The following is a 13103-nucleotide window of genomic DNA, read 5'->3' on the forward strand; positions in this document are numbered from 1 at the left end:
GTCTTCTCACGGCCGCTGAGTGCGGTACTGAGTCATTAATAATATCTCAGGAATATCTGTGGGGTCCCGTTAGGCGACGAGAATCGGACCGCGGCGGATATTATATTTCGACATATCGCCCGTTATCTGCCGATTTGAGGTCGGAGGAGGCGGATTAGTGGCGGCTAAATGGTGAGTTAAGAAGTGTTAAATATCCCGACGGCATTTTCGGTAGTATGTCAGAGGCACAAACAGTTACTGACACCGAAAGTGTGGTGCGCGACCTCACGGCGTTCCAGCAGAACATCCTCGTGATCCTGGCCGAGGAACCGATGTACGGCCTGGCCATCAAACGGCAGCTCGAGACCTACTACGGGACCGAGGTGAACCACGGGCGGCTCTACCCCAACCTCGACGACCTCGTCGAGATGGGACTGGTCGAAAAGAGCGAACTCGACAAGCGGACGAACCAGTACGAGCTCACCGAGGAAGGCCACGACGCGCTCGTCGATCAGTTCGACTGGATGTTCGCGAAGTTCGTCGCCGACGACGAACGCGCGGACGAACTCGTCGAGCTCGTCGAGTCGTACCGGTAATCGAACTCAGGCTCCGGGCACGTCGTCGAGGTCGGTCTCGGTCGCGAGACGGACGCTCTCGGCGACGATGGATTCCTGTTTTTCCGACGGCCACGCGTTGCGTGGGTAGTACTCCGTGAGGAACTCCTCGCGCTCGTCGCGGGTCGCGTCGTCCACCGCTTTCAGATAGTGATTGCCCATGAAGTCCGCGAACGCGCGGACGTTGGCGGCGTGGTCGGGGCCGTGTGCCGCCTCGATCGCGTCTACGATGGCCTCGTTCCGCGCTTCGATGGCGTCCCACTCGGCCCCGTGGTCGGGCCCCGACAGCGACACCTCGACCGCGCGGTCGGTGTCGTCGATCCGGTCGAACTGCACCGTTCCGTCCTCGACCCACTCCTCGGGGTAGAGCACGAGGGTGTCGTCCTCGTCGCGGACGCGCGCCGTGAAGTCGTGGTCGGCCACCAGGTCGTCCCGGCGGTCGCGGTAGGCCTCTGCGGCGTCTTCCACGGCGGCCTCGTCGGCGAGCCGCGTCAGCCGCTCGGCCTCCTCGACGACGTCGTCGGGGACCTCGGCGTCCTCGTCGCCCTCGCTCCGCTCGCCGTCCGCGCTGTGCCGTCCGGTGTCGCCGTCGCTTCGTTCAGCCATCGTCGAGCGCCTCGTTCGCTAGTGAGTCGGCCCGGTCGTTTACGGCTCTCGGTACGTGCTCGATCGACCACCGGTCGAAGGTCTCCAGCAGTTCGCGCACGCGGACCCGCCGCTCCCGCAGTTCGGGGTTGTTGGTGTCGTACTCGCCCCTGACCTGCCGGACGATCAGCTGGGCGTCGCCGCGGACGTCGACCTCGTCGAAGCCGTACTCCCGGGCGGCTTCGAGCGCGCGCTCCAGGGCCTCGTATTCGGCGCGGTTGTTCGTCGTCTCGCCGATCCGTTCGCCCCCCTCGGCGACGATCCCGTCGCTCGTGACGAGCACCCAGCCGACGGCCGCCGGACCGGGATTCCCCCGGCTGGCGCCGTCGAAGTAGACGTGCGCGCGGCCGCCCCGGTCCTCGCGGAGCACGGCGAGGAGATCTGTCGGCCGCGACCCCTGCACGACGACCGTGTCGTCGTAGGCGACGGCGTTGGCGTCGCCGCGCTCGGCGCGCCACCGCTCGTGGTCGGTGTTGCCCGGTTCGACCTCGACGCCGGCGGCTTCCAGCCGCTCGCGGGCGACGTCGGGATCGAGGTTGACGCTCGGCATACCGGACGAACTCGGCAGGGACGAAAGAAGCGTTCGGTCCGAATCAGCCGAGGGTTTAACTGTATCGAGATAGCGAATATAAAAATGCGATGACACGGCCCACCCGCCAGCGGGAACAGGACGCAGACAGGACGCGATGGCAGGGCGAACGTGAAGACGAGGCGGACGAAGCGGAAGACGGCATCGACATCGAGGACATGGACGAGGAAGACCTCGTCCGGACGGGCGACGGCGAGTTGATACACGAGCCCACGGGGATCGTCGTCGAGGAAGAGCAGATCGACCCCGGGCCGGAGTGGCGGGCGTTCAATCACTCCGAGCGGCAGGAGAAGTCCCGCGTCGGCGCGCCGACGACCCAGACGATGCACGACAAGGGGCTGACGACGACGATCGACTGGAAGGACAAAGACGCCTACGGCCGCTCGATCTCCTCGCGGAAGCGCTCGCAGATGCACCGCCTGCGGAAGTGGCAGGAGCGCATTCGGACGAAGGACGCCGGCGAGCGCAATCTCCAGTTCGCGCTCTCCGAGATCGACCGGATGGCCTCGGCGCTCGGCGTCCCCCGCTCGGTACGGGAGGTCGCCTCGGTGATCTACCGGCGCGCCCTCAACGAGGACCTGATCCGCGGCCGCTCGATCGAGGGCGTCGCCACCTCCGCGCTGTATGCCGCCTGCCGCAAGGAGGGCATTCCCCGCTCCCTGGAGGAGATCTCCGAGGTCTCCCGCGTCGAGCGCAAGGAGATCGGCCGGACCTACCGCTACATCTCCCAGGAGCTCGGCCTGGAGATGAAGCCGGTCGATCCGAAGAAGTACGTGCCCAGATTCTGCTCGGAGCTCGACCTCTCGAAGGAGGTCCAGTCGAAGGCCAACGAGATCATCGAGACGACCTCCGAGAAGGGCTTGCTGTCGGGGAAGTCGCCGACCGGCTTCGCCGCCGCGGCCATCTACGCGGCCTCGCTTCTGTGCAACGAGAAGAAGACCCAGCGCGAGGTCGCCGACGTCGCTCAGGTCACCGAGGTCACCATCCGGAATCGGTACCAAGAGCAGATCGAAGCGATGGGCATCCACAGTTAGGCGCCCGTTCTGTCGCGGTTTTTCCACCTACGAGCCGACGGCCACAGGAGAGGGCCCTCATAGTGGTTACTCTCGTCTCTTACCGCCGAACGCCACCCCTGGTAACGGCGTTCGGCGGTAAACAGTGAGAGCAATCACTATCAGTCGCTCGTCGGCGAACCCGACTCCGCCGCGGGGGCCGGCGGCTCGTGGGTCCCGAACTCCGGGTGGGTCTCTTCCATCCACAGGAGGACGACCGCGCCCGAGAGGAACATCATCCCGCCGTCAGGTAGAACGCGGCCTCGACGTACAGGAACTCCATCGAGAGCCCGATCAGGATCGCGCCGACGCCGTACCCGGAGTCGCGCCACATCCGGTAGACGCCCATCCCGGCCGAGCGCCACGTCGGGTGCGCGGCGTCGCCCGGGACCGTCATCAGATTCGGGTACAGGAGCGCCAACCCGAGGCCCGAGACGCCGGCGAGGAGCGCCCACGGGAGGTAGCCCTCGACGAGCGGCATCCCGAGCACGCCCGCGCCGGCGACGAACATCCCGACGATGACGGGCCAGCGGCGCCCGACGCGGTCGGCCAGGCCGCCCGTTCCGATCTGGAGGAAGTACATCGCGCTGTGGACGCCGACGACGACGCCGACGGCGTCGAGGCCGAGCCCGCGGCTCGTGAGGTACAGCGGGACGGCGATCCAGAACAGCGTGTCGACGAAGTTCTCGACGTGACCGGCCTGCGCCGCCGCGAACAGCGTCCGGTCGCCGTAGGTCGCGCGCTTCAGGACCGCGAGGAACGGGAGGTTCGCGTCGTGGTGGTCGTCGTCGCCCTCGGCTCGGGCGTACTGGACGGTCTCCCGAATCAGGACGACCGAGACGAGGAGCGCGACCACGACGACCGCCGCGAGGAAGTAGAACGGCGCCGGCCGGAGGCCCGCCTGCGCGGCGATCACGCCGGTGACCCACGCGCCGACGGCGACGCCGGTGTACCCGAAGGCCTCGTCGATCCCCACGGCGAGGCCGCGCTGGTCGGGGCCCGCGAGGTCGATCTTGGCGTTGATGGCCATGCTCCAGGTCAGCGCCTGATTGATCCCCAGGAGGACGTTGCCGACGGTGATCCACGCCCAGTTCGGCGCGTGGATCAGGATCGCCGGAAGCGACAGCGCGGTCAGCCACCCGGCCACGAGCACGGGCTTGCGGCCGTACTCCTCGCCCCACTTGCCGGCGTAGAGATTGAGCGCGGACTTCACGAACCCGAAGGAGACCACGAACGAGCCGATCACGAACAGCGACTCGACGCCGAGCACGTCGCGGCCGAGAACGGGCACGACCGCGCGCTCGGATCCGATCGTCAGCCCCGTCGCGAACACCAAGAGGACGTGCAGCGAGAACTGCCCGAGGTGTTCGCGGATGCCCTGCGTGAGGTCGCGTGTGTCTTCTATCTTGCTTAGTAATTCATATTCTGTGCAAGATAACTTTCGGTTCACGGTCGGGAAAGCGACGCCGGCACCGACGCTCGCGAGCGACCGCCGCGCCGAAGGTTCATATTCGTCGCCGGCTCACGGTCAGGTAATGGACCTGGAGGAGTACGTCGACATCGAGCGCAACGAGCGGGCGGAGCGTCGACGGCTCGCCGAGGAGAAGTCCTACGACATCCTCGACCACCTCGAGACCTTCCAGGACCGCTTCGAGGAGACCGTCCAGGGCGACTCGCTGTACGGCGGCGTCTCGCCGTCGATCTTCGTCGGCACCTCCAATTATCCGAAGGTGTCGACGGGGCTGCTCTCGCCGGTCGGCCACGACGACGACGCCGAGCGCTTCGAGACCTCGGGCGCGTGGTACGACGAGGGCGTCTCCATCTCGGACGTCTTCGCGCGGCGGACCTCGCTTTTGAACTCCAACCGCGCCCAGGAGGTGACGAACGTCGCCGACTCTTGGAACGGATTTCTGGGGACACAGCGCGAGGTCGCGATCGCGGACCGACCCGTGACCGTCGAGATCGGCCTCGACGAGAAGCCCGACGTCGACCTCGACGTCGGCGTCGAGGACGTGGCGACGCCCGTGGGGCCGCGCGCGCGAGCCCAGTCCGCGGAGCTGGCGGAGAACCCCCACGTGCCGCGACTCGTCGAGAAGACCCTGGAGGACGACGACTGGAACGCCAAGGGCGCGATGACCTACCTCTACCGGCGCGGCTTCGACGTCTACGACGTCAACACGATCCTCTCGGCGGGCGCGCTCGGCCAGACCCAGCAGCGCCGACTCGTCCCCACGCGGTGGTCGATCACCGCCGTCGACGACACCGTCGGCCAGTACCTCCGGGGGCGGATCCGGACGAACCCCGAGATCGGGAGCGTAGAGGTCCACCGCAACGAGTTCCTCGGCAACGCCTTCTGGGTGATCCTCGCGCCCGGCAAGTGGGAGTACGAGCTCGTCGAGATGAAGGCGCCCGGCAGCGTCTGGAACCCCGACCCCGAGGCGGGGATGTACCTCGCCGCCGACAGCGAGGGCCGCGAGGGGCGGACGGGCTACGTCGAGGAGACCGCGGGCGCGTACCACGCCGCCCGCCTGGGCGTCCTCGAACACCTCGACGATCGGGGGCGACAGGCCAAGGCGCTCGTCCTCCGGCACGTCTCCGAGGACTACTGGGGCCCGGTCGGCGTCTGGCAGGTGCGGGAGGCCGTCCGCGACGCCTTCGGCGAGGAGTACGGGACCGCAGAGACCTTCGGCGGGGCGGTCCGCGGCGTCGGAGAGCACCTGCCGATCTCGCTGGGCACCCTCCAGCGGAAGTCGACGATGGCGGCCGGGCTCCAGACGACCTTCGGCGACTTCGGCGACTAGGCCACGCGGCCGAAAACCGACCTGCGGGACCGGTGTGACGGGCGGTACTACTTTAACGATTCGCGGGAATGTACGACCGGAGGTCTATACGGTGGAAATCTCAGATAAGCTCCTGTGTCTGTTCAACGCGGACGTTCGCGCCGAAGAGGACCGATACGTGGTCGAAGTACCGAAGCGCGAGGTCGAGACCGGATCGATCGATCCCGGCGAGACCTACCGCGTCGCTCTCATCTCTCGCTCGGCCGAGTCCACGACGGAGACGACAGAGACCGAGCGCCCCTCGTCGGAGCCCCAGCCCCCCGTCGAGCCCGGCGAACTGCGCTACGTCGAGATCGAGGACATCGGCAAGCAGGGCGACGGCATCGCCCGCGTCGAGCGCGGCTACGTCATCATCGTCCCCGACACCGAAGTCGGCGACCGCGTGAAGATCGAGGTCACGGAAGTGAAGTCGAACTTCGCGGTCGGCGAAGTGATCGAAGAGGAACTGTAACGACGCCACTGCGTCCGGCCTCGCGCGTCGCGAACGCCGCTCTCGGCCGGAAAACAGTTTTGTGCGAGTGTCGACACTCACCGAATATGCGCCCTCCACGCGACGCATCGCCGTCGAGCACGCTCGCCAGATACACGCCCGACAGCCGTCGGTGGCGGCGTCGGGTCGCCGCGGTCGCCGGCGTCGCCGCTCCCCTCTGTGCCTACGCCGCGGTGGCGATCATCTCGGGCGTGAAAACGGGGCTCGTGTACAACGCCCTCATCGCGCTGTTCGGAATCCTCGCGCTGACCCTCCCGGCCGTCGCTGCGGCGTCGCTCCTCGCGCCGCCATCCGGCCGGGAAACGAAAACGAGATCCGCCGGAAGCGACGCCGTGGAGGCACTCAAGCACCGGTACGCCGCGGGAGAGGTCTCCGACGAGGAGTTCGAACGGCGGCTCGACACGCTCGTCCGGACCGAGAACGGCACCGTCGACGACCCGGCGGCCGGGGTCGAACACGCGGAGCGATCTCGGGGGACCGCGGTCGAGACGAACCGCGGGTAGCGCTTCGGCGAGGGACGGCGCGAACGCCGCCGCCGACGCCAGACGACGGCTCGTCAGTCCGCCCGGCGATCGACCGGATAGCCGCCGGTGAACGTCGCGAAGTCGATTTCGGGGGACGGAACCTCTGCGGCCGACTCGTAGGGCCGATTGACCACGATGTCGCCCGCCGTGCTGTCGCCGATCCCCGGAATCGCCGTGAGTTCGTCCATCGAGGCCGCGTTCGGATCCAGCGGGTAGGGAACGGCCGTCACCGACCGATAGCCGTGGTCGACGACCGCGGCGTCGATCGTCTGTCCTAATTCGCGCTCGCCCGGAACCCCGACCAAGAGCGGATACGTCCCCAGCTGCCGGCCGAACGTCCGGCCGTCCTGGTGGTATTCGAGGTGGACGTCGGGGAGGACTGTCCCAACGGGCGCGAGGCGGCGCAGCATCGGCCGGTCGATCTCCTCGCGGACCTCGCGCTTGTACTGCTTGAAGCGCTTCTTGTGCTCGCGGGCGATATCGGCGCCCTCGTCGGCCATCTCGGTCCCCTCGAAGGCCATGACCTGCCGGATGTTGATCCGGCGGACCATCAGGCCCGCGTCGTAGACGCGTTCGAGGAACTGCTTGTTGTGCTCGAACGTCTCCGCGCGCTCGCCCTTCAGCCCGTGCAGGAGATTGATGCCGGGCAGCAGTTTGGGCAGGCGGTTCGCGGCGCCGTCGCCGTGGGTGGGGGCGTCCGCGGGATCGTCGCCGGGGCGCCAGCCGGCCTCCTCGTTGACGATCTCGATCGCCCGGAAGCACTCGTCGGCGGTGACGTTCAGCTGATTTTTCTCCTGGACGACGGGATCGGCCGATTCCAAGCCGAAGGCGGCGGTGTCGCCGGGGGTGTTGTGCTCGGCGATGATCCGGATGCCCTCCCGCGCCTTCTCGGGCCACTTCACCACCGTGATCGGGTTCATATTGTCGAGGTGGAGCGTCCCGAGGTCGGGTGCGACCTCCCGAATGCCGCCGTACAGCTCCCGCAACGCCTCGGGGTTGGGCGCCTCGCCGTCACCGCCGTACGCGAGGATGTCGGCCTGGCGACCGAGCCGGAAGTGCCGGACGCCGCGGTCGTAGAGGTTCCCGACCTCGCCGACGACCGACTCGGGCTGGCGGAACGAGGGGTCGCCGTACATCGGCTCGGTGCAGAACGAACAGCGGTAGGCACAGCCCCTCGACGTCTCCAGTTCGCAGATCAGGTATTCCGGATGATTTGGGTGCTGTTCGACGACGAACGCCCCCTTCTCGGCCCAGCTGTCCAGTTCGTCGGTGTCGCGGTAGCGGTTCTCGAAGCCCTCCAAGTCGTTTCGGACGAGGTCGTAGAGCGCGGCCTCGACGTCGGCCATCGCGAGGAAGTCGTAGTCGAGGTCCTGCCGCTCCATCTCCTGGGCGCCGGCGTTCTCCTCGCCGACGCCGAAGCGGATCGGCCCGCCCATCACCGAGACGCCCTCGGCGGTCCAGGCCAGCTCTCGAACCTCGTCGGGCTCGGCGGGCGTCCCGCCGACGTACTTCCCGGGGACGGTCATCCCGCCGATGTAGACGAAGAGGTCGGCGTCGGCGACGTCGGCCCACTTGCCCCGGTCCTCGCGGAGTTCGTCGATCGTGTGGTAGGTGACGCGCTCCCGGCGGACGCCGGCGTCGACGAGCGCCCCGGCCGCATAGCGCGGGTACGTGGAGATGTACGGCGGCACGCCGAAGTGCGCCGGCTCGTCGACGTAGCCGTCGACGAGCGTCACGGAGATGTCGGCCGGATCGGTCATAGCGGGCCAAAGACGGCCGAGCGGTAAAACGCTCACTCTCCGGGACCGCCGGCGACCGCGCGATCCGGACTCAATGTTGACGTGATAGCCAACCGATAGATTCAGGGGCCATCGTAGATACAGTCACGCCCGAATGAGCCCTCCGACCCTCGCCTCGCTACGGATTCCGGGGGATCGACTCCGACGGACGGCCGGCGCCTTCGAGACCGTCGGCTCCGCGTGGGCGCTCGCCGCGGTGGCGCCGATCGCGCTGACGGCGCTCGCCATCACGGCGGGCTACGTCGCGGCCGGCGGCGCCGATCCGGGGTTTCCGCCGCACTTCCCGACGCTCGTGTACGGCGTCGCGAACCTCGCGGTCGTCGGCAGCCTGTTCGTCGCGTTGGACTCGGCGCCGTTCGCGGCGGCCGCGCTCTTCCGGACGCCGTCCTCCCGCGAGATCGCCGCCGGAGCGGTGGCGACCGCCCTCGGCGTCTTCGTCGGGTGGCCCGCGACGACGGTACTGGCGGACGCGCTCGGCGTCGCGCGGTACGCGCCGGCGACGGTGACCACAACCGCGGGAGCGCTCGCCGTGGGCTTCGGCGCGGTCACCGTCGCGCCCGTCGCGGAGGAACTGCTGTACCGCGGCCTCCTCGTCGGCGTCGGGATCGAACGGGGGCACCGACCGCTCGTCGTCGGGGCCGCGTCGCTCGCGGTGTTCGCCGTCGTCCACGCCTTCACCGCCGGGGTCGCCGGCGTCCTCAACGCCGCCCTCCTCGGATCGCTGCTCACGTGGCTCCGCCTCCGCTTCGACAACCTCGTCGGCGCCTGGCTGTTCCACGCGCTGAACAACCTCCTCGAACTGCTGGTCGGACTCTCGCTCCTCCCGTCGCTGTACGCGCTCTGACGTCCCGCGGTCGGTGAGCGATCGGGAAGCGCGGGAGGCGGGAATCGCGAACCGCAAGAGCGGTTACGCTCGGCCGCCCTCGGAACAGTATGCGCGACGACGCTGATGGGCACGTCCGCCTCCGCCCCGCGACCCCAGACGACGCGGCCGCGGTCCGGCGGATCTACGCGCCCTACGTCCGCGACTCGCCGGCGACGTTCCGGACCGAGGTGCCGTCGGTCGCGGAGGTGCGGGCGAAGGTCCGCGAGAAGCGCGACGCCGACGAGTATCCGTGGTACGTCGCCGTCGTCGGTGACGACGCAGAGGGCGACGCGGAAGACGACGGGAACGACGGCCCGCGCGACGCGACGGGCGACGGCGAGGTCGAATCGAGGATCGTCGGCTACGCCTACGGCAGCCAGCTCCGCGAGCGCCCGGCCTACCGGTGGGCCGTCGAGACGTCGGTCTACGTCGACCACGAGGCCCACCGCTCCGGGATCGGCACGCGGCTCTACGACCGCCTGCTCGACACGCTCCGGCGACAGGGCTACTGCGCGGCCTACGCCGCGCTGGGAATGCCGAACCCCGAGAGCGAGGCGTTCCACGAGCGCCGCGGCTTCGAGCGCGTCGGCCGCTTCCCGGCCGCGGGATTCAAACTGGACGGCTGGCACGACGTCGTCTGGTATCATCGCCGCCTCCGGGAGCCCGAGGGCGAGCCGGCCGAACCGCGACCGGTCTCGGCTGTCGACGGGGCGTTCCGCGACTGACGCCGCGGCAAGCCTCCGCAGAGTCGCCACGTTCAAGCGCGCCGGCCGAGTTGGGCCGGTAATGACACGCAGCGTCTGGCTCAAGGCCGACGACACCGTCGGCGACTGGGAGACACGCAAGCGACGGATCACGGCCGGCCTCGAGGCCGGCGTAGACTGGGTGCTCGTCGACGAGGCCGACGTCGACCGCGTCCGCTCGCTCGGCGACGTCTCGGTGGCGGCGTTCCGCACCGACTCGGGCACCGCGCTGATCGACGACGTCGAGGAGGACGCAGACGCCGACGAGACCCCCATCGACGACGTCGACGCCGAGGGCGAGGCCGACGCCTACATCGTGGGCAAGAAGGGCGAGGGCGACGGCACGGCTGACCTGCCGCCGGACTTCGCCGGCTCGGCGGACCTCACGACGCTCCGCCGCGAGGACGACCGCGCGCAGGGCGCCTACGTCCGGATCTTCTCGGAGGACTACGAGGCCTTCGCCGAGGAGGCCGCCCAGGACGCGGAGTACACCATCGTCGTCGGCGAGGACTGGACGATCATCCCCCTCGAAAACCTGATCGCGCGCATCGGCGAGGAGACCGACCTCATCGCGGGCGTGACGACCGCCGAGGAGGCAAAGACCGCCTTCGAGACGCTCGAACTCGGCGCCGACGGGGTGCTCCTCGATTCTGACGATCCCGACGAGATCAGAAAGACCGTCGAGATCCGCGACGAGGCCGAGCGCGAGACGCTCGACCTCCAGTGGGCCGAGGTGACCGCCGTCGAGCGCACCGGGATGGCCGACCGGGTCTGTGTCGACACCGGGAACCTGATGGAACACGACGAGGGGATGCTCGTCGGCAGCATGAGCCGCGGGCTGTTCTTCGTCCACGCCGAGACCGCCGAATCGCCCTACGTCGCCTCGCGGCCGTTCCGCGTCAACGCCGGCGCGGTCCACGCCTACGTCCGGACGCCCGACGGCGGCACGAAGTACCTCTCCGAACTGAAGAGCGGCGACGAGGTCCAGGTCGTCGACAGCGAGGGGAAGACCCGCGAGGCCGTCGTCGGCCGCGTGAAGATCGAAAAGCGCCCGATGTTCCGGATCGAGGCCGAGGTCGACGGCGACCGCGTCGAGACCCTCCTGCAGAACGCCGAGACGATCAAGGTCCACACCCGCGAGGGGCGGAAGGCGGTCACCGACTTAGAGGCGGGCGACGAGGTGCGGCTCTACTACGAACAGACCGCGCGGCACTTCGGCGAGGCCGTCGAAGAGAGCATCATCGAGAAGTAACTACTCCGCTTCCCATTCGAGCCGCGTCGTACACCACGGACAGAAGTCGAGTTCGGGATCGAGTTCGCCGCCGCAGGCGGGACACTGCGGCGCGTCCGCGGTCTGTGGGCCGCGAGCGGCGAGGCGGTAGGCGTCGAGCGCGTTCAACAGCAAGAGCGCGAACACCGGCACGGTGACCGTCGTCGGCAGCGCGGCCGGCTCGACGTTCACGACGGCGGCGGGGTCCGAGAGGCTGAGCGTCGCCGGGTCGACGAACACCGAGAGCAGCACGATCGTCGCGCCCACGACGACCGAGAACCAGGCGGCGGCGCGGCGCCACTGCCGGAGGTAGAGGTGGCCGGCGCCGGCGACGCCGACGCTGGCGCCGAGGACGGCGACGAGCGTCGCGATCAGGGCACGGCGTCGCGTGTGCGTCATATCAGTGGGCGACGAGGTGGGAGGTCTTAAAAGTGAACGTCCGGGTCCGGTCCGGATCCGAAGTCGGGACCGAAGTCGGGTACGTCGGCGGCGCTGCGGATTCGCGGCCGTCGATCAGGCCAGGCCGATGCTCTCTTCGGCTTCCAGAAGCTCGTGGTAGCGGTTGCGGATCGTGACCTCGGAGATGTCGGCGACGTCGCTGACGGCGGCCTGGGTTGTCTTCTCGTTCGTCAGCAGCGCCGCGGCGTAGACCGCGGCCGCCGCGAGGCCGACCGGCGACTTGCCGGAGTGGACGCCCTTCTCCTTGGCGTTCTTCAGGAGCTGGCGCGCGCGGAGCTTCGCCTCGTCGGAGAGGCCCAGTTCGGAGGCGAACCGCGGGACGTACTGCTCGGGGTCGGCGGGCTTGACCTCCAAGGAGAGTTCCCGGGCGATGTAGCGGTAGGTCCGGGCGACCTCGCTCTTGGGGACGCGGGAGACCTCCGCGATCTCGTCGAGCGAGCGGGGGACGCCCGCCATCCGGGCCGCGGCGTAGACACACGAGGTGGCGACGCCCTCGATGGAGCGGCCGGGCAGCAGGTCCTCGTCGAGCGCGCGGCGGTAGATGACCGACGCGGTCTCGCGGACGTTCTCGGGGAGGCCCAGGGCCGAAGCCATCCGGTCGATCTCGCCGAGCGCCTGCTTGAGGTTGCGCTCCTTCGAGTCGCGGGTGCGGAACCGCTCGTTCCACTTGCGGAGCCGCTGCATCTTCTGGCGCTGATTCGAAGAGAGGGAGTTGCCGTAGGCGTCCTTGTCGCGCCAGTCGATGTTGGTCGACAGCCCCTTGTCGTGCATCGTGTTCGTCGTCGGCGCGCCGACACGGGACTTCTGGTCTTTCTCCTTGGCGTCGAAGGCGCGCCACTCGGGGCCGCGGTCGACCGAGTCCTCGGTGATCACGAGGCCGCAGTCGTCACAGACGGTCTCGCCGTGCTCGTCGTCGGCGACGACGTTGCCGCCGCACTCCGGGCAGGTGAGCTCTTCGTCCTGGGATTCCTCTTCGACCTCCTCTTCCTCGTCGGGACGGACCCAGCGCTGGCCGGCCGAACTGCCGTCTCGTCCCTCGTTCGTTCGCGATTCGTCTCTCGTTCTCGCGTTCACGCGAGTGTAGGTACTCTGCTCGCTCATCGGTGTCGCGACGAATGCCCCGTGCCAGGGATCAGTACGAAGGCCCGGAGCGGTCCGTACCAACTCCACCGACGGAGATTATAAAAAGCGTTCGGAATCGTCTGCCCGAACGGCGCGCACAGCCCCTCCCCGA

The 13103-nt window shown here is 68.6% G+C and carries 13 protein-coding genes and 1 pseudogene; 8 read left to right on the forward strand and 6 right to left on the reverse strand.

Going from position 1 to position 13103, the window contains the following annotated elements; all coding sequences use genetic code 11:
- The first annotated feature begins 215 nt into the window (after positions 1 to 215).
- Positions 216 to 575 carry a PadR family transcriptional regulator gene (locus ACQUQ0_RS01970; protein WP_435182830.1) on the forward strand — a complete coding sequence of 120 codons (360 nt, stop codon included), beginning with the start codon at positions 216 to 218 and terminating at the stop codon, positions 573 to 575.
- A gap of 6 nt (positions 576 to 581) precedes the next feature.
- Here the strand turns inward: ACQUQ0_RS01970 and ACQUQ0_RS01975 are convergent, their stop codons facing one another.
- Both ACQUQ0_RS01975 and rnhA read right to left on the reverse strand, forming a co-directional pair.
- Positions 582 to 1199 carry a DUF7108 domain-containing protein gene (locus ACQUQ0_RS01975; RefSeq protein WP_435182831.1) on the reverse strand — a complete coding sequence of 206 codons (618 nt, stop codon included), beginning with the start codon at positions 1197 to 1199 and terminating at the stop codon, positions 582 to 584.
- A complete protein-coding gene (gene rnhA / locus ACQUQ0_RS01980; protein ID WP_435182832.1) occupies positions 1192 to 1788 on the reverse strand; it encodes a ribonuclease HI in 597 nt (198 codons plus the stop codon). Before rnhA ends, ACQUQ0_RS01975 begins: the two co-directional genes overlap by 8 nt.
- A gap of 197 nt (positions 1789 to 1985) precedes the next feature.
- Between rnhA and ACQUQ0_RS01985 the strand changes: the two genes are divergently transcribed.
- Positions 1986 to 2861: a transcription initiation factor IIB gene (locus ACQUQ0_RS01985; RefSeq protein WP_435183037.1), complete on the forward strand. Its 876-nt coding sequence runs from the start codon at positions 1986 to 1988 to the stop codon at positions 2859 to 2861.
- 140 nt (positions 2862 to 3001) lie between these two features.
- Here ACQUQ0_RS01985 and ACQUQ0_RS01990 read toward each other — a convergent pair.
- Positions 3002 to 4284 (reverse strand): annotated as a pseudogene (locus ACQUQ0_RS01990) (MFS transporter).
- A 130-nt stretch (positions 4285 to 4414) separates the two neighbouring features.
- Here ACQUQ0_RS01990 and nreA point away from each other — a divergent pair.
- The 3 genes from nreA (at position 4415) to ACQUQ0_RS02005 (ending at position 6712) form a co-directional block, all read left to right on the forward strand.
- Positions 4415 to 5680 (forward strand): DNA repair protein NreA, encoded by a 1266-nt coding sequence (gene nreA / locus ACQUQ0_RS01995; protein WP_435182833.1) that lies wholly within the window; start codon positions 4415 to 4417, stop codon positions 5678 to 5680.
- A 91-nt stretch (positions 5681 to 5771) separates the two neighbouring features.
- Positions 5772 to 6170 carry a TRAM domain-containing protein gene (locus tag ACQUQ0_RS02000; protein ID WP_435182834.1) on the forward strand — a complete coding sequence of 133 codons (399 nt, stop codon included), beginning with the start codon at positions 5772 to 5774 and terminating at the stop codon, positions 6168 to 6170.
- An 86-nt stretch (positions 6171 to 6256) separates the two neighbouring features.
- Entirely contained in the window at positions 6257 to 6712 is a 456-nt protein-coding gene (locus ACQUQ0_RS02005; protein ID WP_435182835.1) for an SHOCT domain-containing protein, read from the forward strand.
- Between the two features lie 53 nt (positions 6713 to 6765).
- Here ACQUQ0_RS02005 and ACQUQ0_RS02010 read toward each other — a convergent pair whose 3' ends face one another.
- Positions 6766 to 8493, reverse strand: coding sequence for a radical SAM protein (locus tag ACQUQ0_RS02010; RefSeq protein WP_435182837.1), 1728 nt, complete (start codon positions 8491 to 8493; stop codon positions 6766 to 6768).
- Positions 8494 to 8626: 133 nt separating this feature from the next.
- On the opposite strand from ACQUQ0_RS02010, the gene ACQUQ0_RS02015 reads away from it, so the two are divergent.
- From ACQUQ0_RS02015 to ACQUQ0_RS02025, 3 genes are all read left to right on the forward strand, one after another.
- Complete coding sequence (locus ACQUQ0_RS02015) at positions 8627 to 9376, forward strand: CPBP family intramembrane glutamic endopeptidase (RefSeq protein ID WP_435182838.1); 750 nt, start codon at positions 8627 to 8629, stop codon at positions 9374 to 9376.
- A gap of 89 nt (positions 9377 to 9465) precedes the next feature.
- A complete protein-coding gene (locus ACQUQ0_RS02020) occupies positions 9466 to 10122 on the forward strand; it encodes a GNAT family N-acetyltransferase (protein WP_435182840.1) in 657 nt (218 codons plus the stop codon).
- Between the two features lie 61 nt (positions 10123 to 10183).
- Positions 10184 to 11392 carry a 3-dehydroquinate synthase II gene (locus tag ACQUQ0_RS02025; RefSeq protein WP_435182842.1) on the forward strand — a complete coding sequence of 403 codons (1209 nt, stop codon included), beginning with the start codon at positions 10184 to 10186 and terminating at the stop codon, positions 11390 to 11392.
- On the opposite strand, the gene ACQUQ0_RS02030 is transcribed toward ACQUQ0_RS02025, so the two are convergent.
- Both ACQUQ0_RS02030 and ACQUQ0_RS02035 read right to left on the reverse strand, forming a co-directional pair.
- Entirely contained in the window at positions 11393 to 11809 is a 417-nt protein-coding gene (locus ACQUQ0_RS02030) for a DUF7575 domain-containing protein (protein WP_435182843.1), read from the reverse strand.
- 114 nt (positions 11810 to 11923) lie between these two features.
- Positions 11924 to 12970, reverse strand: a complete 1047-nt coding sequence (locus tag ACQUQ0_RS02035) for a transcription initiation factor IIB (protein WP_435182844.1) — start codon at positions 12968 to 12970, stop codon at positions 11924 to 11926.
- Positions 12971 to 13103 lie beyond the last annotated feature (133 nt).

The sequence above is a fragment of the Halobellus sp. EA9 genome (assembly GCF_051195055.1).
GTDB classification, from domain to species: domain Archaea; phylum Halobacteriota; class Halobacteria; order Halobacteriales; family Haloferacaceae; genus Haloquadratum; species Haloquadratum rubicundus.

Coding starts and splice junctions, on each gene's coding strand:
- ACQUQ0_RS01970 (WP_435182830.1), top strand. CDS start 216: ATGTCAGAGGCACAAACAGTTACTGACACCGAAAGTGTGGTGCGCGAC.
- ACQUQ0_RS01975 (WP_435182831.1), bottom strand. CDS start 1,199: ATGGCTGAACGAAGCGACGGCGACACCGGACGGCACAGCGCGGACGGC.
- rnhA (WP_435182832.1), bottom strand. CDS start 1,788: ATGCCGAGCGTCAACCTCGATCCCGACGTCGCCCGCGAGCGGCTGGAA.
- ACQUQ0_RS01985 (WP_435183037.1), top strand. CDS start 1,986: ATGGACGAGGAAGACCTCGTCCGGACGGGCGACGGCGAGTTGATACAC.
- nreA (WP_435182833.1), top strand. CDS start 4,415: ATGGACCTGGAGGAGTACGTCGACATCGAGCGCAACGAGCGGGCGGAG.
- ACQUQ0_RS02005 (WP_435182835.1), top strand. CDS start 6,257: ATGCGCCCTCCACGCGACGCATCGCCGTCGAGCACGCTCGCCAGATAC.
- ACQUQ0_RS02010 (WP_435182837.1), bottom strand. CDS start 8,493: ATGACCGATCCGGCCGACATCTCCGTGACGCTCGTCGACGGCTACGTC.
- ACQUQ0_RS02015 (WP_435182838.1), top strand. CDS start 8,627: ATGAGCCCTCCGACCCTCGCCTCGCTACGGATTCCGGGGGATCGACTC.
- ACQUQ0_RS02020 (WP_435182840.1), top strand. CDS start 9,466: ATGCGCGACGACGCTGATGGGCACGTCCGCCTCCGCCCCGCGACCCCA.
- ACQUQ0_RS02025 (WP_435182842.1), top strand. CDS start 10,184: ATGACACGCAGCGTCTGGCTCAAGGCCGACGACACCGTCGGCGACTGG.
- ACQUQ0_RS02030 (WP_435182843.1), bottom strand. CDS start 11,809: ATGACGCACACGCGACGCCGTGCCCTGATCGCGACGCTCGTCGCCGTC.
- ACQUQ0_RS02035 (WP_435182844.1), bottom strand. CDS start 12,970: ATGAGCGAGCAGAGTACCTACACTCGCGTGAACGCGAGAACGAGAGAC.